The organism is Dermacoccus sp. Tok2021, assembly GCF_019895135.1.
GTDB classification, from domain to species: domain Bacteria; phylum Actinomycetota; class Actinomycetes; order Actinomycetales; family Dermatophilaceae; genus Dermacoccus; species Dermacoccus abyssi.
This window is the reverse complement of sequence record NZ_JAGTHU010000002.1, coordinates 1-25,227: the sequence shown is the minus strand read 5'-3', so window position 1 is coordinate 25,227 and position 25,227 is coordinate 1. Positions and strand designations below refer to the sequence as shown.

The 25,227-nt window shown below is 69.4% G+C and carries 22 protein-coding genes; 2 read left to right on the top strand and 20 right to left on the bottom strand.

Annotation, left to right across the window (positions count from 1 at the left end):
• From guaA to shbA, 9 genes are all read right to left on the bottom strand, one after another.
• Positions 1–1,578 (bottom strand): glutamine-hydrolyzing GMP synthase, encoded by a 1,578-nt coding sequence (guaA, locus tag K9D12_RS02130; protein ID WP_047311794.1) that lies wholly within the window; start codon positions 1,576–1,578, stop codon positions 1–3.
• Positions 1,579–1,627: 49 nt separating this feature from the next.
• Entirely contained in the window at positions 1,628–1,984 is a 357-nt protein-coding gene (locus K9D12_RS02125; RefSeq protein ID WP_047311793.1) for a DUF3817 domain-containing protein, read from the bottom strand.
• Positions 1,981–2,832 carry an SURF1 family protein gene (locus tag K9D12_RS02120; protein WP_052946999.1) on the bottom strand — a complete coding sequence of 284 codons (852 nt, stop codon included), beginning with the start codon at positions 2,830–2,832 and terminating at the stop codon, positions 1,981–1,983. The genes K9D12_RS02125 and K9D12_RS02120 overlap by 4 nt, the downstream gene beginning before the upstream one ends.
• 30 nt (positions 2,833–2,862) lie before the next feature.
• Entirely contained in the window at positions 2,863–4,584 is a 1,722-nt protein-coding gene (locus K9D12_RS02115) for a GMC family oxidoreductase (RefSeq protein ID WP_047311792.1), read from the bottom strand.
• On the bottom strand, positions 4,581–6,155 hold the full coding sequence (locus K9D12_RS02110) for a succinic semialdehyde dehydrogenase (RefSeq protein WP_047311791.1): 1,575 nt from the start codon (positions 6,153–6,155) through the stop codon (positions 4,581–4,583). The genes K9D12_RS02115 and K9D12_RS02110 overlap by 4 nt, the downstream gene beginning before the upstream one ends.
• 138 nt (positions 6,156–6,293) lie before the next feature.
• Positions 6,294–7,415, bottom strand: a complete 1,122-nt coding sequence (locus K9D12_RS02105) for a GuaB3 family IMP dehydrogenase-related protein (RefSeq protein ID WP_047311790.1) — start codon at positions 7,413–7,415, stop codon at positions 6,294–6,296.
• A gap of 185 nt (positions 7,416–7,600) precedes the next feature.
• Complete coding sequence (gene guaB / locus K9D12_RS02100) at positions 7,601–9,124, bottom strand: IMP dehydrogenase (protein ID WP_223059342.1); 1,524 nt, start codon at positions 9,122–9,124, stop codon at positions 7,601–7,603.
• A 66-nt stretch (positions 9,125–9,190) separates the two neighbouring features.
• Positions 9,191–10,426: a hypothetical protein gene (locus K9D12_RS02095; protein WP_223059341.1), complete on the bottom strand. Its 1,236-nt coding sequence runs from the start codon at positions 10,424–10,426 to the stop codon at positions 9,191–9,193.
• A 5-nt stretch (positions 10,427–10,431) separates the two neighbouring features.
• Positions 10,432–11,007 (bottom strand): RNA polymerase sigma factor ShbA, encoded by a 576-nt coding sequence (shbA, locus tag K9D12_RS02090; RefSeq protein ID WP_225910837.1) that lies wholly within the window; start codon positions 11,005–11,007, stop codon positions 10,432–10,434.
• Positions 11,008–11,201: 194 nt separating this feature from the next.
• On the opposite strand from shbA, the gene K9D12_RS02085 reads away from it, so the two are divergent.
• The gene (locus K9D12_RS02085; RefSeq protein WP_047311787.1) at positions 11,202–11,423 is read left to right on the top strand and encodes an RNA-binding S4 domain-containing protein; all 222 of its coding nucleotides are present in this window, start codon (positions 11,202–11,204) and stop codon (positions 11,421–11,423) included.
• Between the two features lie 181 nt (positions 11,424–11,604).
• On the opposite strand, the gene groL is transcribed toward K9D12_RS02085, so the two are convergent.
• Positions 11,605–13,215, bottom strand: coding sequence for a chaperonin GroEL (gene groL, locus K9D12_RS02080; protein ID WP_129664772.1), 1,611 nt, complete (start codon positions 13,213–13,215; stop codon positions 11,605–11,607).
• Positions 13,216–13,359: 144 nt separating this feature from the next.
• A complete protein-coding gene (gene groES / locus K9D12_RS02075) occupies positions 13,360–13,653 on the bottom strand; it encodes a co-chaperone GroES (protein WP_047311785.1) in 294 nt (97 codons plus the stop codon).
• A 287-nt stretch (positions 13,654–13,940) separates the two neighbouring features.
• Between groES and K9D12_RS02070 the strand changes: the two genes are divergently transcribed.
• Positions 13,941–15,218, top strand: coding sequence for a class I SAM-dependent methyltransferase (locus K9D12_RS02070; RefSeq protein ID WP_223059340.1), 1,278 nt, complete (start codon positions 13,941–13,943; stop codon positions 15,216–15,218).
• Positions 15,219–15,316: 98 nt separating this feature from the next.
• Here the strand turns inward: K9D12_RS02070 and K9D12_RS02065 are convergent, their stop codons facing one another.
• From K9D12_RS02065 to K9D12_RS02025, 9 genes are all read right to left on the bottom strand, one after another.
• On the bottom strand, positions 15,317–17,065 hold the full coding sequence (locus tag K9D12_RS02065) for a glycoside hydrolase family 3 protein (RefSeq protein ID WP_223059339.1): 1,749 nt from the start codon (positions 17,063–17,065) through the stop codon (positions 15,317–15,319).
• Entirely contained in the window at positions 17,062–18,120 is a 1,059-nt protein-coding gene (tsaD, locus tag K9D12_RS02060; protein WP_223059338.1) for a tRNA (adenosine(37)-N6)-threonylcarbamoyltransferase complex transferase subunit TsaD, read from the bottom strand. The genes K9D12_RS02065 and tsaD overlap by 4 nt, the downstream gene beginning before the upstream one ends.
• Positions 18,117–18,614 (bottom strand): ribosomal protein S18-alanine N-acetyltransferase, encoded by a 498-nt coding sequence (gene rimI, locus K9D12_RS02055; protein ID WP_223059337.1) that lies wholly within the window; start codon positions 18,612–18,614, stop codon positions 18,117–18,119. The genes tsaD and rimI overlap by 4 nt, the downstream gene beginning before the upstream one ends.
• The gene (tsaB, locus tag K9D12_RS02050; RefSeq protein ID WP_223059336.1) at positions 18,611–19,294 is read right to left on the bottom strand and encodes a tRNA (adenosine(37)-N6)-threonylcarbamoyltransferase complex dimerization subunit type 1 TsaB; all 684 of its coding nucleotides are present in this window, start codon (positions 19,292–19,294) and stop codon (positions 18,611–18,613) included. The genes rimI and tsaB overlap by 4 nt, the downstream gene beginning before the upstream one ends.
• A gap of 77 nt (positions 19,295–19,371) precedes the next feature.
• Positions 19,372–19,857: a tRNA (adenosine(37)-N6)-threonylcarbamoyltransferase complex ATPase subunit type 1 TsaE gene (tsaE, locus tag K9D12_RS02045; RefSeq protein ID WP_047311780.1), complete on the bottom strand. Its 486-nt coding sequence runs from the start codon at positions 19,855–19,857 to the stop codon at positions 19,372–19,374.
• A complete protein-coding gene (alr, locus tag K9D12_RS02040; protein ID WP_223059335.1) occupies positions 19,854–21,068 on the bottom strand; it encodes an alanine racemase in 1,215 nt (404 codons plus the stop codon). The genes tsaE and alr overlap by 4 nt, the downstream gene beginning before the upstream one ends.
• A 17-nt stretch (positions 21,069–21,085) precedes the next feature.
• Entirely contained in the window at positions 21,086–22,768 is a 1,683-nt protein-coding gene (locus K9D12_RS02035) for a bifunctional ADP-dependent NAD(P)H-hydrate dehydratase/NAD(P)H-hydrate epimerase (RefSeq protein WP_225910836.1), read from the bottom strand.
• A 1-nt stretch (position 22,769) separates the two neighbouring features.
• Positions 22,770–23,120 carry a holo-ACP synthase gene (locus tag K9D12_RS02030; RefSeq protein ID WP_047311779.1) on the bottom strand — a complete coding sequence of 117 codons (351 nt, stop codon included), beginning with the start codon at positions 23,118–23,120 and terminating at the stop codon, positions 22,770–22,772.
• A gap of 99 nt (positions 23,121–23,219) precedes the next feature.
• The gene (locus tag K9D12_RS02025) at positions 23,220–24,755 is read right to left on the bottom strand and encodes an HNH endonuclease signature motif containing protein (RefSeq protein ID WP_223059334.1); all 1,536 of its coding nucleotides are present in this window, start codon (positions 24,753–24,755) and stop codon (positions 23,220–23,222) included.
• Between the last annotated feature and the right edge of the window lie 472 nt (positions 24,756–25,227).

Here is a 25,227-nt window from a genome sequence, read left to right as displayed (position 1 = left end):
TCACTCCCACTCGATGGTGCCCGGGGGCTTGCTCGTCACGTCGAGCACGACGCGGTTGACGTCGGAGACCTCGTTCGTGATGCGGTTCGAGATCGTGGCCAGGACGTCGTAGGGCAGGCGCGTCCAGTCGGCCGTCATGGCGTCCTCGCTGGAGACGGGGCGCAGCACGATGGGGTGGCCGTAGGTGCGGCCGTCGCCCTGCACACCGACCGAGCGCACGTCGGCCAGAAGGACGACGGGGCACTGCCAGATGTCGCGGTCGAGGCCCGCGGCCGTGAGCTCCTCGCGGGCAATCTTGTCGGCCGCGCGCAGGATCTCGAGACGCTCGGCCGTCACCTCACCGATGATGCGGATGCCGAGGCCGGGGCCGGGGAACGGCTGGCGCCAGACGATGGAATCGGGCACGCCGAGTTCGAGGCCGACCTGGCGCACCTCGTCCTTGAAGAGGGCGCGCAGCGGTTCGACGAGCTTGAACTGCAGGTCGTCGGGCAGACCGCCGACGTTGTGGTGGCTCTTGATGTTGGCCGCGCCGGTGCCGCCGCCGGATTCGACGACGTCGGGGTAGAGCGTGCCCTGAACGAGGAACTCGACGGGGTGTTCGCTGTCCGATTCGGCACCGACGATGTCGCGCGCCGCCTGCTCGAAGACGCGGATGAACTCGCGGCCGATGATCTTGCGCTTCGTCTCGGGATCGGACTGGCCGGCCAGCGCCTCGAGGAAGCGCTCGGAGGCGTCGACGACGACGAGGTCGACACCGGTAGCGGCGACGAAGTCCTCCTTGACCTGCTCGGCCTCACCGGCGCGCAGCAGGCCGTGGTCAACGAAGACACACGTGAGCCGGTCGCCGATGGCCTTCTGCACCATGGCCGCGGCGACGGACGAGTCGACACCGCCGGAGAGACCACAGATGGCGCGGCCCTCACCGATCTGCTCGCGCACCTGGGCGACGAGTTCCTCGGCCATGTTGGCGGGCGTCCACTCGGCCTTGAGGCCGGCGCCGTTGAGCAGGAAGTTGCGCAGCACTTCCTGGCCGTGCGTGGAGTGGAGCACCTCCGGGTGCCACTGCACGCCGAAGAGCTTGCGCTCGGCGTCCTCGAACGCGGCGACGGGGGCGCCGGGCGTGCGAGCGCACACCGTCATGCCCGTGGGGGCCTCGCTCACGCCGTCACCGTGCGACATCCACACAGCCTGCTCGGCGGGCTGACCGTCGAAGAGGATCGAGTCGGTGTGGGTGATCGTGGCCATCGTGTGACCGTACTCGCGGCCACCGGTGTGGGCGACGGTTCCGCCGAGGGCGTGCGCCATGGCCTGGAAGCCATAGCAGATACCGAAGACCGGCACGCCCGCTTCGAGCAGCGCCACGTCGAGCGACGGAGCACCGTCGGCGTAGACGGACGAGGGCCCGCCCGACAGCACGATGGCGGCGGGGTTCTTGGCCAGCATCTCCTCTGCGCTCATCGTGTGCGGCACGACCTCGGAATAGAGGGCGCACTCGCGCACGCGGCGCGCGATGAGTTGGGCGTACTGGGCGCCGAAATCGACGACGAGTACGGGGTGATCCTGCAGGTTGTCGCTCACGCGTTCATCCTATCCGTCGCCACCGACAGGCCTTCCGGCCGTCGGCTCGTCAGCGGCCCGCGAGGTCGGCCTCGACCTCGCGGCTCATCTTGCGCTCGACCCAGAACGACAGGAACGGCACGCACCCGGCGAGGATGACGAGGACCATCTTGCCGAGACCCCAGCGCATCTTGAACCCGAGGTTCGCCGTCGCCGCGACGTAGACGAGGAAGAGCAGGCCGTGCGGCTGCGGCCACCACGCGAGCGCGTCGTTGTGGAACCCGTAGTGCAGCACCATCTCGAGCACGAGCACGAGCAGGCCGATGCCGACGATGAACGCGGCGATCTTGAAGAACTTCAGGGCCGAGCGGGCCTGGTTCACGTCGATCGTGGGCTTACCTGCAGCAGCGGGCTTCTGGTCGGTCATCGGTCGTCCTTTCGCTCGCCCGTAGGGGGCGTCGTCACGTCGGAAGGGGAGTCGTCTTCGCTGGGAGTTGTGTGATGCTGCTCGTTGTTCTCGTCAACACGGCTCTCGTCGGCGGCGATCTCGAGGTGGTGCTCGTCGCGCACGAGCTTGACCCACATGAAGACCGCGAAGACGGCGAACACCCACCACTGGATGGCATAGGCTGCGTTGCGCCACTCGATGTGCGTCGTGCGCGGCACGGGCGGCGGGATGTGCTCTGGGGTGGTTTCCCCCGCCTTCACCCGCGTCGCGGGCTGTTGGTCCGTGGAGAAGATGAAGGCGTTGTAGACGCGACCGTCCCACTTGTTGAGCAGCAGACCCATGTCGATCGTGCCGATCTGGCCGGGCGGAAGAGCGTCCATCGTCGACACCGACTCACCGGGCGCCAGCGCGCCCTCGACGGTCACGGTGCCCGACGGCGGTTTCGGGATGTTCGTCGTCTTGTCGACGAAGCCGCGCACGATGGGCAGCCGTGCTCCGGTGCTGTCGACGACGAGGGGTGTCATGACCCACCAGCCGTGCTTGCCCTCGAGCACACGGCCCGCGACGAGCTCGGTCTTGCTCGCGTCGTAACGGCCCGTGACGGTGATGGGCTGCAACGACGTCGAGTTGTCGAACGGCGTCTGCGGCTTGATCACCGCGTCGAGCGGCTCACGCGTGCGCTGCGAAGCCTCTTCGAGCACCTTCTGGTTGGCCTCGTTGTTGGCCGTCCCCCACTGCCACTTGCCGAGCCAGATGAACGCGGCAACGAGCACGAGCATGAGCGAGAACAGCCGCACGAAACGGGGTTTCATCGCGGTCTGGAGCACCCCACCAGGGTACGCGCCGACGCGCGGTGCCTACGTCGCGGGTGTCCGTGCCACCGTCGGCATGCCGAGGACTACGGGCTGGCCGGGCACCCGGTTCGGCTCGCGTTCGAGCCGGACGTACGCCTCGCCCTGAGCCGGACGCTCGTCGCGCTCGCCCTTGGCCGGCCACAGCGAAAAGGCACGCTCGGCCTGAGCCGTGATGGTGAGCGACGGGTTGACGCCGAGGTTCGCGGAGACGGCCGTACCGTCGACGATCGACATCGTGGGGTAGCCGTGCACGCGCTGGTAGGCGTCGATGACGCCGGTCTCCGGGCCGTCGCTGATCGGGGCGCCGCCGAGGAAGTGCGCCGTCATGGGCACGTCGAACAGTTCGTTCCACGTGCCACCCGCGATGGCCTCCTTGCCGCTGACCCGCTCGAGACGGTCCGCCATGCCGCGGATGGCCTTGTGGCCGCCCGGAATCCACGTCGGGTTCGGCTCACCGTGGCCCTGACGGGAGGTGAGCTTCCACCCGCGGCGCGTCTTCTTCGGGGAGACGATGAGCGAGTTGTCGACCGTCTGCATAACGAGCGCGATGATGGTGCGCTCGCTCCAGCCCTTGGGGACGACGGCCTTGGTGAGCATGACCGGGCGGCGCGCGAACTGCTTGACGAACTCGACGACGCGGTTGCCCACGTCACCGGGAATGAGCAGCGTGGAGAACAGGCCCATGGCGTTCGAGCCGCGCCCGTAGCGCACGTTCTCGACGTGGGTGGTTTCGTCGACGTGGAAGCTCGACGTGATGGCCACGCCGTGTGTGAGGTCGACGCCCTCGGGCAGCTGCGTGGCGGCGGCACCGCCGAGCTCCTCGGAGTTGGTGCGGGTGAGGTGACCAAGCGTGCGCGACAGGCGCGGAAGCTTGCCGTCGGCCTGCAGCGAGTGCAGGAGGCTCTGCGTGCCCCACGTGCCGGCTGCCATGACGACGTGCTGCGCCGTCACCGTGCGACGGTTCTTGCGCACCCAGGCGCCGGTGGCCTCCGTCGTGATGCGCCAGCCCTCATCACCGTTCGGGCCGAGCGGCTCGAGGTCGACGACTGTACGCATCGGCTCGATGCGCGCACCGGAGCGTTCGGCGAGGGGCAGGTAGTTCTTCGCGAGGGTGTTCTTCGCACCGACGCGGCAGCCGACCATGCAGTTGCCGCACTCGGTGCACCCGGTGCGCTCCGGGCCCTCTCCCCCGAAGTACGGGTCGGCGACACGCTTTCCGGACTCCCCGAAGAACACGCCGACGGGCGTCTTGCGGAACGTCTCGCTCACGCCGAGTTCTGCGGCGACATCGCGCATGAGCTGCTCGACCGGCCCCTCGCACGGGTTGGACTCGACGACGCCGAGCATCTTCTTCGCCGTCTCGTAGTGCGGCATGAGTTCTGCGGACCAGTCGGTGATGTGGGACCACTGCTTGTCGGCGAAGAACGGCTGCGGCGGCACGTAGAGCGTGTTGGCGTAGTTGAGGCTCCCGCCGCCCACACCGGCCCCGGCGAGGATGACGGCGTCAGGGATCTTGTGGATGCGCTGCACGCCGTAGCACTTGAGCGCGGGCGCCCACAGGTAGTTGCGCACGTCCCAGCTCGAGGTGGCGAAGTCCTCGTCCTCACGGCGCGGGCCGGCCTCGTAGACGAGGACGTCGTAGTTCTTCTCGGCCAACCGCAGGGCGGCGACGGAGCCGCCGAACCCCGAGCCGATGACGACGACGTCGTGATCGAAGCCGCTCATGCGACACCTCCTCGCTTCATGAGGCGCATGCCCACCGTCATCACCTTGGCAAACTGCTTCTGCGACATGCCCTTCGGCACCCCGAAGCCCTGGACGTGCTGCACCGTGACGTTCTGGATGTCGGTGTACTTGCGGATGCCCTCGGCCCCGTGACGGCGGCCGACGCCGGAGGACTTCATGCCGCCCATCGGCGCACCGTTGCTCGCGTACGCAGACGCGTAACCCTCGTTGACGTTGACGGTGCCGGACTGGATACGGGCGGCGATGGCGCGGCCACGCTTGACGTCCTTGGTCCAGACGGACGCGTTGAGGCCGTACTCGCTGTCGTTGGCGAAGGCGACGGCCTCGTCGTCGTTCGCGACCCGGTAGACCGACACGAGCGGGCCGAAGGTCTCGTCGCGTCGGCAGCTCATGCCTTCGGCAACGCCGTCGAGCACGGTGGGTTCGTAGACGAAGGGCCCGACGTCGGGGCGCGCCTTGCCGCCCGCGAGCACCGTGGCGCCCTTGGAGACAGCATCCGCGACGTGCTCCTCGACGCGCTCCAACTGCTGCGCGGAGATGAGGCTGCCCATGTCGGCTCCCCAGCCCACCTCGGTGCTGAGCTTCATCGCCTTGACACGGGCGAGGAACAGGCGCAGGAACTCGTCGGCGATGGCCTCGTGGAGCACGAGGCGCTCGATCGAGATGCACAGCTGGCCCGCGCTGGAGAACACCGCGCGCTGGGCGCCCTCGGCGGCGCGCTTGAGGTCGGCGTCCTCGGCGACGTACATCGCGTTCTTCCCGCCGAGCTCGAGCGACGCCCCGATGAGGCGCTCACCGGCGTCGCGTGCGACCTGACGCCCGACGTTCGTCGAGCCCGTGTACATGACGTAGTCCGCACGCTCGAGGACCGCGCCGCCGACGGTGGGGCCGTCGCCCAGAACGATCTGGAGGAGCCCCTCGGGCAGACCGGCCTCGTCGATGAGCTCGACGATCTTGAGGCAGGTGAGAGACGCCTTCTCGTCAGGACGAAGGACGACGGCGTTGCCGGCAGCGAGGGCGGGCAGGGCGTCGGTGATCGTCATCGACAGCGGGTAGTTCCACGGCGCGACGACGCCGACGACGCCCTTGGGGCGGTAGCCCGTGCGGGCCTGCGTCAGCACCGGCATGGCGCCCGCACCCTTGCGCTCGGCGAGATAGCTCGGTGCCTTCTTCGCGTAGTGGCGGCACACACCGGCGGTGTCGAGAATCTCCTCGAAGGCCTGGATGCGGGCCTTGCCCGAGTCGAGCTGGATGAGGTCGAGCATCTCGCTCTGGTGCTCGAGCACGAGGTCGTGCAGGCGTTCCAGGAACTCCACGCGCTCCTTGACGGGCGTCGCGGCCCACGCGGGCTGAGCCGCACGCGCCGCCTCGTAGGCGCGCTCGACGTCGGCGACGCTCGACTCGGGCAGCGACGCGACAACCTCACCGGTGAGAGGCGTCGTGCGCTCACGCTGGGGCGCGTCGGCGGCAGCAGTGACGCGGTGGCTCATGCGCTTCGCCACGTCCTGCGCAACGCGGACGGCGGGCGAAGATGCGGTCTGAGAAGTCATGGATCCACCCTAGGACGGGCCACCGACAACGTCCTTACTTTGAAGTAAGTCAGTGGCCGTCGTCCCAGGATGCGAGGCACCGCGGGCATGACGGAGGGGCTCGACCTGCCGGTCGAGACCCTCCGTCGTGAGTGTGCCTCAGGAACGCTGGTACGGCGCGACGACGACCTCGACGCGCTGGAACTCCTTGAGGTCGGAGTAGCCGGTGGTGGCCATGGCGCGCTTGAGGGCACCCACGATGTTGGTGGTGCCGTCGGCGCCGCGGCCGGGGCCGTTGAGGATCTCCTCGAGGCTCGCCACTGTGCCCACCTCGACGCGCTCACCGCGCGGCAGCTGGCTGTGGTGCGCCTCCGGGCCCCAGTGGAATCCGCGACCGGGCGCCTCGGTGGCGCGAGCCAGCGCGGCACCGAGCATCACGGCGTCCGCACCGCAGGCGACGGCCTTGACGATGTCACCGGAGGTGCCGACGCCGCCGTCGGCGATGACGTGGACGTAGCGGCCACCGGACTCGTCGAGGTAATCGCGACGGGCTGCGGCGACGTCGGAGAGTGCCGTGGCCATGGGCGCGTGGATGCCGAGCGTGCGACGCGTGGTGTGGGCCGCGCCGCCGCCGAAACCGACGAGCACGCCGGCCGCACCGGTGCGCATGAGGTGCAGCGCTGCGGTGTACGTGCCCGCACCACCGACGATGACGGGAACGTCGAGTTCGTAGATGAAGCGCTTGAGGTTGAGCGGCTCGGCGTCGCCGGAGACGTGCTCGGCGGAGACCGTGGTGCCGCGGATGACGAAGACGTCGACGCCGGCCTCGACGACGGTGCGCCAGTGCTCCTGGGTGCGCTGCGGCGTGAGGGCGCCGGCGACGGTGACGCCGGCGTCACGGATCTCCTTGAGGCGGTCGCGGATGAGCTCGGGCTTGATCGGCTCGTCGTAGATCTCGCGCATGCGGGCGACGGCTTCGGCCGGGTCGACCGTGGCGATGGAGGCGAGTTGCGTCTCCGGGTCCTCGTAGCGCGTCCACAGGCCCTCGAGGTCGAGCACGGGCAGACCGCCGAGGCGGCCGAACTCAATGGCGGTGGCGGGCGACATCACGGAGTCCATCGGCGCTGCCATGACGGGCAGGTCGAAGTGGTAGGCGTCGATCTGCCACGACGTCGACACCTCGCGGGGGTCACGCGTGCGGCGCGACGGCACGACAGCGATGTCGTCGAGTGAATACGCGCGACGGCCGCGCTTGCCCTTGCCGATCTCGATCTCAGTCACCCACCCAGCCTACCTGCGGGCGCCCGCTTCCCCACAAGCGCGGAATGTCGCGCAAGTGAGGACCAACCGCGCACGTCTCTTCCCATTCGTGCGAGATCTCGTGCATGTGGGTATGCCCGCCTCAACACACGAGCGCCTCACCTTCGTCGTGAAGGTGAGGCGCTCGAAAGTGGGCCGAGGCGTCGTCAGCGGATCGAGTAGTTCGGCGCTTCGACGATGCCCTGGACGTCGTGGGGGTGCGACTCCTTGAGGCCGGCCGCGGTGATGCGGACGAACTGGCCGCGCTCCTGCAGCTCGGGGATCGTGGAGCCACCGACGTAGAACATCGACTGGTGGAGGCCACCGACGAGCTGACGCACCGCGTTGCTCACCGGACCCTTGTACGACACGCGACCCTCGATGCCCTCGGGCACGAGCTGGTCGTCGCTGATGACGTCGGCCTGGAAGTAGCGGTCCTTGGAGTACGACTTCTTGCCGCGCGAGCTCATCGCACCGAGCGAACCCATGCCGCGGTAGGCCTTGAACTGCTTGCCGTTGATGAGCACAACCTCGCCCGGCGACTCCTCCGTCCCGGCGAGCAGCGAGCCGACCATGACGCAGGACGCACCGGCGACGAGGGCCTTGGCGATGTCACCGGAGTACTGCAGGCCGCCGTCACCGATGACCGGCACACCGGCGGGGCCGCAGGCCTGGGCGGCCTCGTGGATCGCGGTGACCTGCGGAACACCGACACCCGCGACGATGCGCGTCGTGCAGATCGAGCCCGGCCCGACGCCCACTTTGACGGCGTCGACACCGGCGTCGACGAGCGCCTGGGCGCCCGCGCGGGTGGCAACGTTGCCGCCGATGATCTGGACGTTCTTCGTGGCCGGGTCGGCCTTGAGCTTGCGGATCATGTCGAGCAGGAGGCGCGCGTGGCCGTGCGCCGTGTCGACGATGAGCACGTCGACGCCGGCGTCGATGAGCGTCGTCGCGCGCTCCCACGCCTCACCGAAGTACCCGACGGCGGCACCGACCATGAGGCGACCGTCGGCGTCCTTCGAGGCGTTCGGGAATTGCTCGGACTTCACGAAGTCCTTGACCGTGATGAGCGCGGCGAGGCGACCGTCGCGATCGACGAGCGGCAGACGCTCACGCTTGTGCTGACGCAGCAGCGCCGTGGCGTCCTCGTTCGAGATGTCGACGGGCGCGGTGATGAGCTGCGTCGTCATGACGTCGCGCACCTTCGTGCCGGCCCACTCGGCGACGGGCGTGAAGCGCAGGTCGCGGTTGGTGATGATGCCGATGAGCTTGTTGTCGCCCTCGACGACCGGCAGACCGGAGACGCGGTACTCGCCGCAGATGGCGTCGAGCTCTTCGAGCGTGGCGTCGGGGCCGATCGTCACGGGGTTGGTGATACGGCCCGTCTGAGTGCGCTTGACGAGGTCGACCTGGTAGGCCTGATCCTCGATCGACAGGTTGCGGTGCAGCACGCCCATGCCGCCCTCGCGGGCCATGGCGATGGCCATGCGCGCTTCGGTGACGGTGTCCATCGCTGCAGAGACGAGAGGGATGTTGAGCTTGATCTCACGCGTCAACTGCGCGGTGGTGTCGACCTCCGAGGGGATGACATCGGTCTCCCCGGGAAGGAGAAGGACGTCGTCGTAGGTGAGGCCGAGCGTCGCGAATTTCGGGGGAATCTCAGTGCCGTTGTCAGAGCCGAAAGCCATTCACCGATTCTAGGTCACGCGCACGCGTGCCCAGCGCCGCGCGCTCAGCGTTGTGCGCCTTCTCACCTAGCGCGTCGGCGTGGCGGTTTCGTTCGGCACCGGCTCCGCCGTAGCGCTCGGCTCGAGAGGCGTTGAGGACGCCTCGATCGACGGCCTCGGCATGAGGTACCTGAACCGGTTGCGCGTCTCCTTCTCCGCCTTCGTCAGCGCACCGCCTCCGGAGGAGGCCTTGTGTGAGCCGCGTGTCGACCTCGGGGAAACGCTCGAGGTGGGGCGTGGGGTCGGCTTCGTCGTGGAGGGCGAGCCCGAGGAACTCGAGGAGCCCGACGTGCCTGTCGAACCCGAGGGACCGGTGCTCGGCGACGTCGTCGACGAACCTGGGGTGGACGGCGTGCTCGGCTTCGTGGTCGTCGGCGGCTGCGTGGACGACGGCGAGGGCGGCGTCGTCGGACGCGACGGACGCGTCGTGCTCGGCGCCTGCGTCGGTCGGGTGCCCGTGTTGGGCCGGTACGTCGGTACCGCCGGGCGCTGACGGTCGATTCGGGGCGCGGCGACGACCGAGCGGTCGAGACCGGTACGGCGCTCCTCGACCCGAGGCCAGGAGTCGCTCGCTGCCGTTTCCTTCGGAGCGGCGGACGTGCGGGGCCGCGCAGCGCCCTCGGCGTGGCCGTCCGTGCGATCCGGCAGCGCCTCGACACGCTTCTTCGCCGGCTTCTGCGGCGCTGCTGGTGCGTCGGTCGCCGTGGCGCGCGGCACCTCATCGGCCAGCACGGAGGGGTTGTGAGCCTTCGTCGAACTGAGCGTGAAGGAGTCGAGGGACGGTAGGCGTCCCCCACCGACAGCGGCGGCGACGCCGGACAAGGAGAGCACGAGACCCGCTGCAGCCGCCGTAGCGCCGGTTCGCACGCGGGCAGCCGGGGCCAGGCCCCACCATCCGCGGCCGAGAGCAGCGGCCACTCGGCCGTCGCCCGAGGCGCTGTACGTGCCGCCGCGAGGGCGCGGCGCGGCCGTGACAGGTCCGGGTTCGACGGACTCGGCCTCATTGGACACCGCGTAGGCGGCGCGAGCTGCCCGCGTGACGCGTCGGGGCTCGACCGTGAACGTGGCCTCGGCCTCGTCGTCGATGTCCTGCGCCCAGGCGGCGAGCATGTGAGCGACATCGTCCGACTCGTAGGTGCTGGCGTCGATGCTCGTGTCGGCGTTGGACTCGTCCGCGTCGAAAAGGCGTGCGCCGAGGACGTCGAGGAGTTCGTCGTCGCGGGCGATCTCGAAGAGGTTCGTGTCGCGGGATGCGTCGTTCACGTGGCTCACCTCAACTCCTGGCCGGAGGCGTCGTGCAGCTTGCGCAGCTTCGCGAGCGCGCGGTGCTGGGCGACGCGCACGGCGCCGGCCGTCATGCCGAGGCTGCGGGCGGTCTCCTCGGCGGAGAGGCCGACGGCGACGCGGAGCGTCAGGATTTCGCGGTGCTGTTCGGACAGGCCGCCCATGAGCATCGAGAGGCGCTTGGCGGTGTCGCCGCTGACGGCCATCTCCTCGGGGCCGGTCGACAGGTCGACGCCCTCGGGGATCTCGTCGGTGGGCACAGCCGCGCGGAAGGCGCCTCGCTGCACGTCGGCCACCTTGCGCGAGCAGATGGAGTAGACGAAGGCCTCGAAGGGGACGCCGCGCTCGACGTAGCGCGGAAGCGCCTGCAGGACAGCCACGCACACCTCCTGAGCGGCGTCGGCGGCGAGTTCACGCGAGGCGCTGAAAGCGCCGAGACGGGCTGACGCGTAGCGCAACGCCATCCGGTGAACGTCGTCGAGGAGTTGGTGTCGTGCTGCCGGATCGTTGTCCTGAGCGGCAGCCACGAGGTCGCGCATCGGCGCTTCCTCGGATGACATCGGGGTGGACGGTAGGTTCGTTACACGCGCTCGGGCATGGGACACCTGGGGCCAGGAGGCCCCTCCCATGTATCCACCTTCGAGCGCCATGGCCTACTCCCGTCACGGATGTGCGCGGTTCACGGTCAGCGGTTGCGGCCCCCACGGTAACCACACCACGGGGTGCACGGCGAGTTCGGTGCGAGAATGTGGCCATGAGCTCACCCGTAGACGTTCCGATTCGCGACGAAGCCATCAAGCTCGGTCAGCTGCTCAAGTTGGCCAACCTCGTGGAGGACGGCGCCGAGGCGCGCATCGTCATCATTGAGGGCCTCGTGACGGTCGACGGCGAGGTCGACACGCGCCGTAGCGCCCAGATTCCGGTCGGCGCCGTGGTGTGCCTTGAGGACGAGTGCGTGCGCGTCACCCGGCGCTGACAGCCGAACACAGGCGCCTCCGCATCGCCATGTAACCAGGGCCACTCGCAAAGCCGCAACCCCTCGCTCAACGCACCCACGCTGGAAGCAGACCGCGCAGAAAGACGCCCCTCCCGCGAGCTTGCTCGTGGGAGGGGCGTCTTTCAAGCCCCGAAGCGCTCGGAAGACGGCGCGAGGGAGATCAGTGCGTGTGGCCGTGACCTGCCGCGGGTGCCTCTTCGTCTTCCTTCTTCTCGACGACGAGGGTGTCGGTCGTGAGAACCATGGAGGCGATGGAGGCGGCGTTGGTCAGTGCGGAGCGCGTGACCTTGACCGGGTCGATGATGCCGGCTTCGACGAGGTCGATGTAGTCGCCGGTGGCGGCGTCGAGGCCCTGGCCGACGGGCAGTTCGCGCACCTTGGAGACGGCGACGTAGCCCTCGAGGCCGGCGTTCTCGGCGATCCAGCGCAGCGGCTCGGCGATGGCCTTGCCGACGAGCGTGGCGCCGGTGGCCTCGTCACCTTCGAGCTGGAGGGAGTCGAGCGCGGAGGCGGCGTGGATGACGGCGGAGCCACCACCGGCGACGATGCCTTCCTCGATGGCCGCGCGCGTGGCCGCGATGGCGTCCTCGATGCGGTGCTTCTTCTCCTTCATCTCGACCTCGGTGTGGGCACCGACGCCGATGACGCAGACGCCGCCGGCGAGCTTCGCAAGACGCTCCTGGAGCTTCTCGCGGTCCCAGTCGGAGTCCGTGCGCTCGATCTCGGCCTTGAGCTCCTTGACGCGGCCCTCGACTGCGTCGCCCTGGCCGGCGCCGTCGATGATCGTCGTGGAGTCCTTCGTCACCTGGATGCGGCGGGCCTGGCCGAGGACGTCGAGGTCGGCGGCCTCGAGCTTGAGGCCGACCTCCTCGGCGATGACCTGGCCGCCGGTGAGGATGGCGATGTCCTGCAGCATGGCCTTGCGGCGGTCACCGAAGCCGGGGGCCTTGACGGCGACGACGTTGAACGTGCCGCGGATCTTGTTGACGACGAGCGTCGAGAGGGCTTCGCCCTCGATGTCCTCGGCGATGATGAGCAGCGGCTTGCCGGACTGGACGACCTTCTCGAGGACGGGCAGGAGGTCCTGCACGTTCGAGATCTTGCCCTGGTTGATGAGGATGTAGGCGTCCTCGAGGACGGCCTCCATGCGCTCGGGGTCGGTGACGAAGTACGGCGAGAGGTAGCCCTTGTCGAACTGCATGCCCTCGGTGTACTCGAGCTTCGTCTCGGCGGTGGAGGACTCCTCGACCGTGATGACGCCGTCCTTGCCGACCTTGTCGAACGCCTCACCGATGAGGCCACCGATGGTGGCGTCCTGGGCGGAGAGCGAAGCGACCTTGGCGTAGTCGTCCTTGCCGTCGACCGGGCGTGCGTTGGCGAGCAGCTGGTCGTTGATGGCGGTGACGGCCTTGTCGATACCGCGCTTCAGGCCGGCCGGGGCCGCGCCGGCGGCAACGTTGCGCAGGCCTTCCTTGACGAGGGCCTGGGCGAGAACCGTGGCGGTCGTCGTGCCGTCACCGGCGACGTCGTTCGTCTTGGTGGCGACCTCCTTGGCGAGCTGTGCGCCGAGGTTCTCGTACGGGTCTTCGAGCTCGACCTCACGGGCGATGGTGACACCGTCGTTCGTGATGGTGGGGGCGCCCCAGGACTTGTCGATGACGACGTTGCGGCCCTTCGGGCCGAGGGTCACCTTGACGGCGTTGGCGAGCGCGTCGACACCGCGCTCGAGCGACTTACGCGCGTCGTCGTTGAATTCGAGGGTCTTGGCCATGATTCAACCTCTCTGGTTGATGCCGCGCGAGGCGGCGTGGAACGGGAGCCTGCTGCGTGAGTTCACGTGCGGCTGGAGGGAACGCAATGCCCCGGCGGGCCGACGTGGGCCACGGCCGGGGCATGCGCGCACGGAGTGCAATCGTCAGGCGACGACGGCGAGCACGTCGCGGGCGGAGAGGATGAGGAACTCCTCGCCACCGAACTTGACCTCGGTGCCGCCGTACTTCGAGTAGATGACCTTGTCGCCCACGGCGACGTCGACCGGAACGCGGTTGCCGTTGTCGTCCACGCGACCCGGGCCCACGGCGATGACCTCGCCCTCCTGGGGCTTCTCCTTGGCGGTGTCCGGGATGACGAGGCCGGACGCGGTGGTCTGCTCGGCCTCGACGGACTTGACGACGATGCGGTCTTCCAGCGGCTTGATGTTCACCGACACGGTGGCACCTTCCTTGTTGCGACGGTCCGCTCGCGCGGACGTGACGGATGCTTGTCCACCCCTGCCCACGCCACGTGGCGTGGCATGACAGCGCGCAGTGCCGCCTCGCCGTCGCGGGGGTCGAGGTGACGTGCTCGCTGGCACTTACCCAGGGGTGAGTGCTAACTCCGAATTTATTGCTCGGTTAGCACTCGGTCAAGCCGAGTGCCAGGTGGAGGGTCGGCGTTCGCTCAGGGCGCACAGGCGGGGCGGCTCTTGGTTGGAAGTTCGCCTGAAAGAATGAGCCCATGGATGCCGCCGCCGCGCACGCTCTCATGTCCGACGAGGGTCGTGAACTGCTCGCATCGCTGCCGCCCTACGACGAGAAGAACGCCGTCGCGCTCACCTCCCGATTGCGGGATCGGGGCTACTCCCCCGAACTCGTCGCCGCCGCGCTGACGCAGAGCCGATTGCGGGCGAAGGCCGTCACGAAGTTCGGCGCGAATGCCGAGCTGATGTTCTTCACCCCGGACGCCCTCGAGCAGGCCACTCGCTCGGCCGTGGCGGCTCTGCACGCCGAGCGTCTGCGGTCGTCCGGCGCCTCACGCGTGGTCGACGGCGGGTGTGGCATCGGCGCGGACGCCGTCGGTTTTGCTCGTGCCGGCCTCGACGTCATTGCCGTGGAAGCCGACCCGACGACGGCCGAACTCGCTCGCCACAACCTGGCGCCCTACCCCGCCTCACGCGTGGAGACGGGGTTGCTCGAAGACCTCGCACCCGAACTCCGCCGGGAAGCCCCGGACGCCGCGTGGTGGTTCGACCCTGCCCGGCGCATCCCGGGCGTTGCCGACATCCACGGCCGAACCAAGCGAACCTTCTCCCTGGCCGCGCTCTCGCCCGACTGGGAACTCGTCCAGCAACTCGCCGCTGATGCCCCGGCTGCCGGCGCCAAACTCTCCCCCGGCCTCGCGCACGGCGACATCCCGCCCGACTGCGAGGCGGAGTTCGTCTCGTACGCCGGCGACCTCGTCGAAGCGACGCTTTGGTGGGGCCAGGCCGTTCGCGACGAAGGCACGACGGCGACGATCGTGCGGCCGACCGACAAGCGCGCCGACGGTTCCGCCAACGCAGACAGCAGCGGCGACAGCGTCGAGCTTCGCCACGTCACGAGGCCCGACGCTGCCGACGCCTCGGGGGCCCTCGCGCGTCGCGCCGACCTCGGCGCCTTCTTCTACGAGGCCGACAAAGCGTTAACGCGTAGCGGTCTCGTCGGCGCGTTGCTCAACGCCGTCGACGGGCGCGAGTTCACGGCCGGGTACGGGTACGTCACCGCCGACGCGCTCACCGACATCGGTCTTCTCGGGCGCGCATACCGGGTGCTCGACGCCGTTCCGCTGCACGTCAAAACACTCCGCTCCTACCTGCGCACGCACGACGTCGGACGCCTCACGATCAAGAAGCGCGACGTCGACCTCGACGCCGACGCCCTGCGTCGCCAACTGAAGCTCAAGGGCTCCCGGGCCATGACAGTCGTGCTCGTCAACCTCGACGGCGCGCGTGCTGCCCTCGTCGTGGAGCCTGCCTGACCTGACCTGCCACAGGTCGCACCTGGACGACCGCCGCTGCCCCCGAACTGAACCCGCCCCCTGACTCAAGGCGCTGGAGCTTCAAACAGCGCGCAAAGTCACGAACAGGCCGAGTCGCCCACCTTGTTGTCACCGACGGCAACCGGCAGCGTGCCGCCCGCCTTGGCCTTGCCCGCAAGGATGTCCGCGAGCGCCGCGAACGTCGACGGCGTGTCGCCGTACGTCGCGAGACCGACGGCTCCGGCCGGTCGCGAGGCGAGGACGTACGGGGTGTCGAGCGCGACCTGAACGCCGGCCTTCGTCGAGGAACCGGCACCCGAACCACCAGCGGAATCGGCTTCCGAGCCGCCGTCGGCCGACGCCTTACCTGCGTTGTACGACCCACCGGCGATGAGCGAGACGCGTGTGCCGGACGAGCCGACCGTGATGCCGCGGGCCGTGAGGGCCTTCGTCAGTTCCGCGCGGTCGGAGGTCGATCCGCCGTCGAGGCGGACGCCCTTGCCGACGAGCGGCTTGTCGCATGAGCCACCGAGCTGGGTGATCGACTCTCGCGCGAACTGCTCGGCGTCCTTGCCGTGCGCGCCGACGACATTCGTCGCCGGAGCCTTGACCTGCTGGTGCCGCGTCGTCGCGACGATACGGGCAGCCGATTCCACGAGCCGTTCGCGCGTCAGCTCACCCGAGGCCACGGCCTTCTCGATGGCGGCGACCGACGCGGTGGCGTTGGCCGGCATGAGCACGACGTCGGCGCCCGCCTTGAGCGCGGAAACGGCTGCGGCACCGCCCTTGTCGAATTTCTTCACGATGGCGCCCATGTTCATGCCGTCGGTCACGACGAGGCCCTTGAAGCCGAGCTTGTCGCGCAGTTCGCCCGTGACCACCTTGTTGGACAGGGTCGAGGGCACGTTCGGGTCGATGTCCTTGAGCACGATGTGCGCCGTCATGACGGCGGGCGCCCCCGCCTTCACGGCGTTGGCAAACGGCACCCAGTCGCGCTTGGTGAGCGCCGAGACCGGCTGCGACTGCACCGCGTAGTCGACGTGGGTGTCCGTCGTCACCGAGCCGTGGCCCGGGAAGTGCTTGATGACCGGCACGAGACCGGCCTCCTGGAAGCCCTTGACCTGCCCGTTCACCGCGTGCGAGACGCGCTGCGGGTCGCTGCCCGGCGAGCGGACGGCGATCGTCGGATCCTGCGGGCCGACCGTGACGTCCGCGTCGGGGGCGAACACCATCGTCACGCCGAGGGCTCGTAACTCCTGGCCCTGGCCCTTGGCGATCTTCGCGGCGAGTTCGGCGTCATCCGCGGCGCCGTATGCCATACCGCCGGGCAGCTGCGTGACGGGCGCCTTGATGCGCGCGACGGGGCCGCCCTCCTGGTCGATGCCGATGACGGCGGGCCACGAGCGTCCCGTGTCCTTCATCGCCTGCTGCGCGGCAGAGGTGATGGCGGGCAGGCCCGCCGTGACATCCTGCGGCACGTTGTCGCCCATGATGATGACGCCGCCGAGGCCGTCCTTGCGGATCGCTTCCGCCGCGGCGTCGCGCTGAGAACCCGGGTAGTACCCGACGATGACCTGCCCCGCGAGCTGCTTCGTCGTGAGCTTCGCGACGTCCCTCTTCGCCTGGGCGAGTTCGGCCTGCGTCGGCAGTCCGGCGTCGGCGCTCGTCCGATTTTGGCCCTGGGAGGAGCTGCCGGACCCGCTCTTCGAGGAGCTCGAAGCGCCGGTCGAGGGCTTGTCTCCGTCGGACGAGCCGCCGCTGCAGCCGGCGAGGGCGAGCGCGCCCGTGGCGGCGAGCGCCGTCAGGCGCACCCGAAGCGTGGTCGTGGCAGACATCGTGGTCGTCATCCCATCACCTGTCCGATCGGCATCGAGGAGTCAGCGGGCACATCGAGCGCGGACGGCTCGATGCCCTTCGCGACGAGGTGTGCCCCGAGCGTGGCCACCATGGCGCCGTTGTCGGTGCACAGGCTGAGTTTCGGCACGCGGATGGCGATGCCGGCCCTGCCGCAGCGTTCTTCGAGCAGCGCACGCAGACGGGAGTTGGCCGAGACGCCGCCGCCGACCATGAGGTTGTTGCACTCGTAGTCGCGGCAGGCCATGACGGCCTTCTTCGTGATGATGTCGACGACGGCTTCCTGGAAGGACGCGGCGACGTCGGCGACGGGCACCGGTTCACCGGCGGCTTCGCGGGTGGCGACCCAGCGCGTCACGGACGTCTTGAGGCCGGAGAAGCTGAAGTCGTAACGGTGCTTCTCGAGGTCCTTCTTCGTCGAGAGCCCGCGTGGGAACGCGATGGCCTTAGGGTCTCCGCCCTGGGCTGCCCTGTCGATGTTCGGGCCGCCCGGGTAGGGCAGGCCAAGCACGCGGGCGACCTTGTCGAACGCTTCGCCGCACGCGTCGTCGATCGTGTTGCCGAGGCTGCGCACGTCGGTGGCGATGTCCGGCACGTAGAGCAGGTTCGTGTGCCCGCCGGAGACGAGCAGACCCATGGTCGGCTCGGGCAGCGGGCCATGGTCGAGGATGTCCACGGCCACGTGCGCGGCGAGGTGGTTGACGCCGTACAGCGGCTTGTCGAGGGCCACGGAGAGGGCCTTCGCGGCGGCGACACCGACCATGAGCGCGCCGGCGAGGCCGGGCCCCACGGTGACGGCGATGGCGTCGACGTCGGTGAGCTTCACTCCGGCGGTGTCGCACGCGCGACGCAGTGAGGGCAGCATTGCCTCAAGGTGGGCGCGGCTCGCGATCTCGGGCACGACGCCGCCGAAGCGGACGTGCAGATCCATGCTGCTCGCCACCTCGTTGGCGAGCAGGGTGGTGCCGCGCACGATGCCGATGCCCGTCTCGTCGCACGAGCTCTCGATGCCGAGAACCAGCGGCTCCCGAGTCGTGGTGATGCTCATGAGGTCTCCAGGAGTTTGCGCATGATGACGGCGTCGACGTCACCGGGTTGGTAGTAGCGGCGGCGCAGAGTGAGGCGCTCGAAGCCGGATCGTTCGTAGAGGCCGAGGGCGGGCTCGTTGTCGGCGCGCACCTCGAGCAGGAGAGCCTCGGCGCCGGTCGCCGCCGCGGCGTCGACAAGGTGGGTGAGCAAGCGTTTTCCGACGCCTGTGCCGCGGGCCGCATGGGTGACGGCGATCGTCATGACGTCGACCGCGCTGCCGCCCGCGTCGAGGCCGGCGTAGCCCAGCACGGTCTCGTTCGCGTCCTCGTTACCTGCGACGGCGACGACGTACTGGCGACGCGGGCGCTCGGCGAACTCGGCCCACCACGTCGGTTCGCTCCACGCGTCGTGATCGAAGAGTTCGGCGTCGAGACGCGCGAGGGTCTGGATGTCCCGCCAGGTCGCGTCGCGCAGGCGGACGCTCGCCGGGGCGTCGGTGGTCGTGGCGTTCACTTGCCGAGGACCCGGGCGTTGGGCGCGGCCGCGGCGGGTACGGCGTCCGGGCGACGTAGGTAGAGCGGCTCGGTGGTCAGGAGGCGCTCCCCCGCCATGACGCGTTCGATGGCGAGCGCGGCGATGTCGGCGGCGTCGACGTCTAGGAGGTCCTCGTGGCCGCCGGTGGCGTCCTGCAGGTGGTCGCTGTACAGCTGGGTTCCGCGACCGATCGCGGGGATGTCTCCGACGTGCTCGGCGACGACGGCTGCCTTGTCGACGGCCGGTTCACCCGGCGCGATGCGGTCGGCGTCGAGGTCGTAGCGGGCCCAGTAGACCTCCTTGCGGCGCGCGTCCGTGGCGACGAGCAGCGGGCCCGTCATGCCGGAACGTCGGGCGCGGTACGCGAGGGCGTCGAGGGAGCACAGACCGCCGACCGGAAGGTCGAGGGCGTACGCGAACGTCATGGCCGTCATGATGCCGACGCGCAGACCGGTGAACGGGCCGGGGCCGACACCGACGGCGACGCGGGAGAGGTCGGCGGGTGCGACACCGGCGTCACGCATCATGGCGTCGATGGCCGGAGCGAGGATCTCGGTGTGCCGACGCGCGTCGATCGTCGAGGTGCGCGCCACAACCTTTTCGGCGTCGTGGAGCGCGGCCGTGACGGCCGAGGTGGAGGTGTCGATCGCGAGAAGCATCGACCCAGCTTATCGAGGCCCGGCAACTGCGCCGATCACGCGCGGCTCAACGGCGGTGCCGTGCGGCGTTGCGTGCGTCAGTCGAGTCCCAGTTCGGAGGCGAGGTCGATGTCTGCCCAACGTTCCCCGGCCGTCTCGATCGTCGCGGTGCGGTCGTCGAGGCCCGTCAACGTGAGGTGAAGGCGATCGTCGGAGAGCGCCTCGGCCATGCCGGCGCCCCATTCGATGACGGTAACGGCGTCGTCGAGCGAGGTGTCAAGGTCGAGGTCGTCGAGTTCGCCGAAGCCGCCGAGGCGGTAGGCGTCGACGTGGACGAGGGCCGGGCCGTCACCGAGCGAGGGGTGTTCGCGGGCGATGACGAACGTCGGGCTCGTGACGTCACCGCGCACACCGAGCGCTTCGCCGAGAGCGCGCGTGGTCGTCGTCTTCCCGGCCCCGAGGTCGCCCGTCATGACGATGACGTCTCCGCGGCGCACGATACGGGCGAGTGCCCGTCCGAGGTCGGCGGTGGCTTCGGCGTCGGGCAGGTAGCGGGTGCCGCGCAGGCGTAGGTCGTCGCTCATCGGGTGAGTTCCTCGCTCAGGTCACCGCAGTAGATGCGTGGCAGGCGGGTGCTCATGCGCGTGACGATTTCGTAGCTGATGGTGTCGGCGGCGTCGGCCCATTCCTGCGCGGTGGGCCCGGGTGTCCCGTCGGCCGCACGTCCGAAGAGAACGGCTTCGTCGCCGGGTTGGACTGCGGCGTCACCCATGTCGACGACGAACTGGTCCATGCACACGCGGCCGGCGATGTGGCCGATCGTGCCGTTCACCATGACCGGAGCCTTGTTCGACCCGTGGCGCGGCACGCCGTCGGCGTACCCCGCGGGAATGTCGGCAAGGGTCGTTTCCGCATCTGTGACGTAGGTGTGGCCGTAACTGACGCCCTGGCCTGCGGGGACGCGCTTCGTCACGGCGACGTGGGCCGTCACCGACATGGCGGGGTCGAGGCCGAGCTCCTGCGGCGTGGCGAGGTCGGGTGCGGGCGAGAGCCCGTAGAGCGCGAGCCCGACGCGCACGAGGTCGAAGCGCGACTCGGGCACGAAGATCGCGCCGGCGGAGTTCGCCATGTGCCGCACCTCAAGGTGAAATCCGGCGTCGTCACAGTCCTTTTCGGCGGCGCAGAAGCGGTCGATCTGGGCGGCGACCTCGGGGTGGCGCGGTTCGTCGGAGCGGACGAAGTGGGTGAACAGGCCGACCACCTCGACGAAGCCCCTCCCCCGCGCCTCGCGGGCGGCGGCCACGAGCTCGGGCCACTGGTCGCCGTACGCGCCGTTGCGGGCCATGCCGGTGTCGACCTTGAGGTGGACGCGGGCCGCGCGCCCTGCGGCCTCGGCGGCTATCGCGACGTCGCGCACCATGGCTGCCGACGAGACCCCGAGGTCGATGTCGCGGCGGATCGCCGTTTCGAAGTCGGAGCCGGGCGCGAGCAGCCAGCACAGCACGCGGGCGTCGATGCCGGCGTCGCGTAGCGCGGTGGCTTCGTGGAGTTGCGCCACTCCCAGCCAGGTCGCTCCCCCACGCAGCGCGGCGCGGGCCGTCGGCACGAGCCCGTGGCCGTAGGCGTCACCCTTGACGACAGCCATGAGCTGCGCGTCGCCCACTCGCGCCTTGAGCGTGGTGGCGTTGCGCACGATGGCGTCGAGGTCGACGACGACGCGGGCCTGCGCACCTTCGAAGGCGAGCCAAGCGGGGTGGTCGGACGGCGTCGGGGCGTCGGCGGCGGGCACGTTCATAGCGACTCAGTCTCTCACTAGCGCGGGAAGCGTCCCGCACGGCGTTCCTCGTGCACCCGCCGCTGTTCGGCGACCAGTTCCGAGGCGACGCGTCCCAGCGACGTGGCGACATCGAGGGCGCGGACGGGGCCGTCGGGGTTGGCGAGGTGCGCCGCGCGTCCGTGGGTGTACGCGGCGAGTGCGGCGGCGCTCCTGGGCTCGAGACCGGCCGCGAGCAGGACGCCGAGGAGCGCGGCGAGCACGTCGCCCGTTCCGGCTGTGGCGAGCCAGTGCGGGGCGCGGTTCTCGATGGTGACCGGGCCTTCGCCGGACGAGGCGATGACGGTGACGCCGCCCTTGAGCAGCACGGTCGCGCCCGTCTCGTTGGCGGCGCGACGAGCCCAGGTGACGGGGTCGGCTTCGATCGTCGAGCGTTCGACGTCGATGTCGCGCGACTGCAGGAGCGTGGCGAGTTCACCGGCGTGCGGCGTGATGACGGTCTGGGCCCCTTCCGGGCGGACACCGGGCTCGAACCAGGTGAGCGCTCCCGCGTCGATGACGACGGGTTCCTCGGAGCGCAGAGCGGCCATGGCGGAGTCGTAGCGGTCGCTCTCGTGCTCGCGTTCACTCGGCCCGTCGATTCCGGAGCCCACGATCCACGCCTGCACGCGACCACTGCCGTGCACGACCTCCGGCGTCGCTGCCGTGACGGCGTCCTCTGCGCGACGCGGGCCGACGTAGCGCACCATGCCTGCTCCGGCCGTTACCGCCGCGACAGCACCGAGCACCGCGGCTCCCGGGAACGCGTCACTACCCGTCGCGAGACCTACCACTCCGCGCGTGTATTTGTGATCGCGCGGGCCGGGTACGGGCCACAAGTGCGCCAGGTGCGTACCGGACAGTCGCATGGCTTCCTGTTCGCCAAGAGGGAGGTGGATGCCGATGTCGACCACCTCAACGCGTCCGTTCGCGGCGGGTGCCAGCATGAGCGAGGTCTTGGGCTCGCCGAAGGTGACGGTGATGTCGGCACGGAATCCTGGGGTGGGGCAGTCGACGGCCACCACGAATGCCTGGATCGGAATGAGGTCGGCGAGTTCCTGCCAGGTCGAAGCGCGCCCGGGATCGGCGCCGATTCCGAGGATGCCGTCGACGACGAGGTCGGCGTGCGCGAGCGCATGGGCGTTCTCACGGCCGCCGCCCTCGGGCTCCGCGCCGCTGTGGGAGGCGGACTCGCATCGGGCCACGTCGACGCCCGCTGCACGCGCTGCGGCGACGCCCTCGACGTGTGCTTTGTCGGCGACAAGGAGAGCCAGACACTCGATACCGTTAACTGCGAGATCGCGGGCGGCGTACAACGCGTCGCCACCGTTGTTTCCGGGCCCAACCAGGACCACGACCCTCGGCGACGTCACGCCCCGCCGCTCGAGTTCAGCGACCTCGCGTCTCACGATGTCGGCGAGTCCCCTTGCGGCGCGCTGCATCAGAGCACCGTCGGTGAAGTCGTCACCCGTGGCTTCTTCAGCAGCGCGTACGGCGTCAACCGACCATGCTGCTCGAATGCCGCCGTCGGAGTTGTCCCGCCAGGCAGCAGCACCGCCATCCGCGTCCTGAACCTCCCCCGCGCTGGCGTCACGCCGACCGCCACCGTTCGGGCTCAGCCGTCCCGATCCGTCTGGCGTAGACGCGGGGGTGTTCTCGTGGCGAAGGTCGTCATCCGCCATGTCAGCCCTCCGCGATGCAGACGGCGGAGGCGATGCCACCGTCGTGGGTGAGCGAGAGGTGAAGCGCGTCGACGTCGAGCGCGCTCATGCGAGCTTGCACGGTGCCGCCGGTGCGGAAGTAGGGCTGGCCGTCGCTGTTCTTGTCGACCTCGGCGTCCTGCCAGCTCATTCCGGGCGGTGCGCCGAGCGCCTTGCTCAGCGCTTCCTTCGCTGCGAAGCGTGCGGCCAATGAGCGGATCGGCAGGTCGCGCTCGCTCGGCGTGAACAGCCGGTCACGCATCTGCGGGGTGTCTGCGAGTTTCTGCGCGAACCGGTCAATTTCGACGACGTCGATTCCCACTCCAACGATCATGTGGCCAGTCAACCACGCGTCGTTTCTTCCCGGTTCAGCTGCGGGTCACCGGCCTGCGGCCAAGGAGCCGAATCCCAGCCACGGGCGCGCTTGTCTGAGTCAGGCGGCTGGAGCGGTGAAGACTGCCGTCTGCGGCAGCGTCGGGCCGCTGGGGAGAGTCAGCCAACGGCGGCCGGTGGGCGACTCCCAAAGGCACTCGCCGTCCGCCTGCATGACGACCGCGAAGCTGCCGAACGTCTTGGCGCGGTGGTGGTGACGGCACAAGCACTGCAGGTTCGCGGGGCTCGTCTCGCCGCCCTCGGCGAAGGGAATTACGTGGTCGATGTCCGTGACCTCGGCCGGGCGCGTGCAGTACGGGAAGCGGCAGTGCCCGTCACGTGCCTTGACCGCGCGCTCGACGAGCGTCGTCGGTCGGTACGAATCGGTCACCGTCGCCAGCGTTGTGACGCGCTCGCCGTCGACGGCCACGAATTCAGAGACGAACTTCGTGCCGACTGCCCCGGCCAGCGCACGAACCGTGGCCGCATCGACGATTCCGACTCCGGGCACCTCCACGTGGCCGAAGGGCATGCGAACGTCGTCGCCGAACCACGCTGCCGCGTTCTTTCGGGCAGAGTTCTCCCCGGAGCATCCGGTAGAGCCGTGCGCGCGAGCGAGAACAGACCGCGACGACAGAGGTTCAGCGGGCGACGACGTCGGTGGGCGCACGGGGACGCGCAGGTGCAATGTCGTGGTGACGGTGGCCTGACCGAGGGGGAGGTCGACGAGGGCGTCGGCGCGGGATGGACCGGCGAAGAGCCCGTGGCCGGCTCCGTCACCACTTCTCGGCGCGTTGTCGCGCAGGAACTGCGCCCTCGCGTCGATGGCGGCTCGCACCGTTGCGGCATCGACCGAGTCGAGCACGACACGCATTTCGGTGAGTTGGTCGAACTCGAGGTGCGGGGAGAACCACACGCCCATCTCGCGGCGCTGTTCAACGGGATCAACGGGCCGCGCCAGACCGAGTGACCGCAGGAGGCGCTTCGTCTGCCGGCGGGCGCCTTCGACCGTCATCGTCGGGATACTGCCGGCCGCAAGAAGGCGGTTCACTTCGTCGAGATCGGGAGCCTCGACATGTTCGAGCTCGGACGCGATCGCGGCAACCGTGGCGAAGCGAACCTCACCGCGAAGGGCCGATCGAAGCAGTTCGGGGTGCCTGCAACGCAGCTGCGCGGCGTCATCGGCCATGGCGCCTGCTGCACCGGAACTCATGCCGAGGGCCGGTCCGAAGCTGTCGCCGGCGAATTCCCCCGGAGCGAGCGGGTACGACACGTCGCGCAGGTGCTCGAACTCCAGCGCCTCGACCTGCCGCACTGCTTCGGCGTGCTCGGCGGCCATGACGCGCACGAGTGCATCAGCGGAACGAGAGATCATGAGGACCGCGGCGGCCGCACCTTCGAGCTGGCGAGCCGTCTCCACCGACTCGGTGATGCGCTCGTCCAGCGACGCGCCGATCTCGGGCAGATCGAGCAGCGGCGAAACGCTCACGAGGGCTTGCTCGACCACAGCTTCGGTGAGCACCGTCCATGCAGCGAGCAACCGCTCGCGAGGCATGCGAGACACCGCGTCGGCGGTTATCTCGAGGTGCTGTTCCATGAACTCATTTTAGTACACTTGTTCGAATAAATGTAGAGGCACTCCGCTCAATTTCGCGGGTGCGACCCGACTTCCGCGACACGAATCGTCACCTTCGACGCGGTCGCCCTCCCCCGCGCCACGCGGCGGCCTCGACACCCAGCCAGTTCGCCGAACTGCCGTCAACCGCGGGGCGCGGACTCAGCGAGAGCAGCGGGGAGCAAATGACGTCCCCAAATGCGCGAAACATCGCGCGAGCGGGGACAGCTAAGCCAAAAGCCGCCCCACTTGCGCGACCAACCGCCCATGTCGGAAAAGCACGCCGCCGTCGCACCCCGCACCCACAAAGACGCCCACGAACGGCGACCAACAGACAGGCGACCCAAGCACCAGCGCCGTGCCCCAAGAAGACGAGTGGACACGTCTCCCGGCACCCCAGCCGGCCACGTCCGCTCCAGAGAGACGTCCATTGACGGCGTCCTGTCCGTCCCGC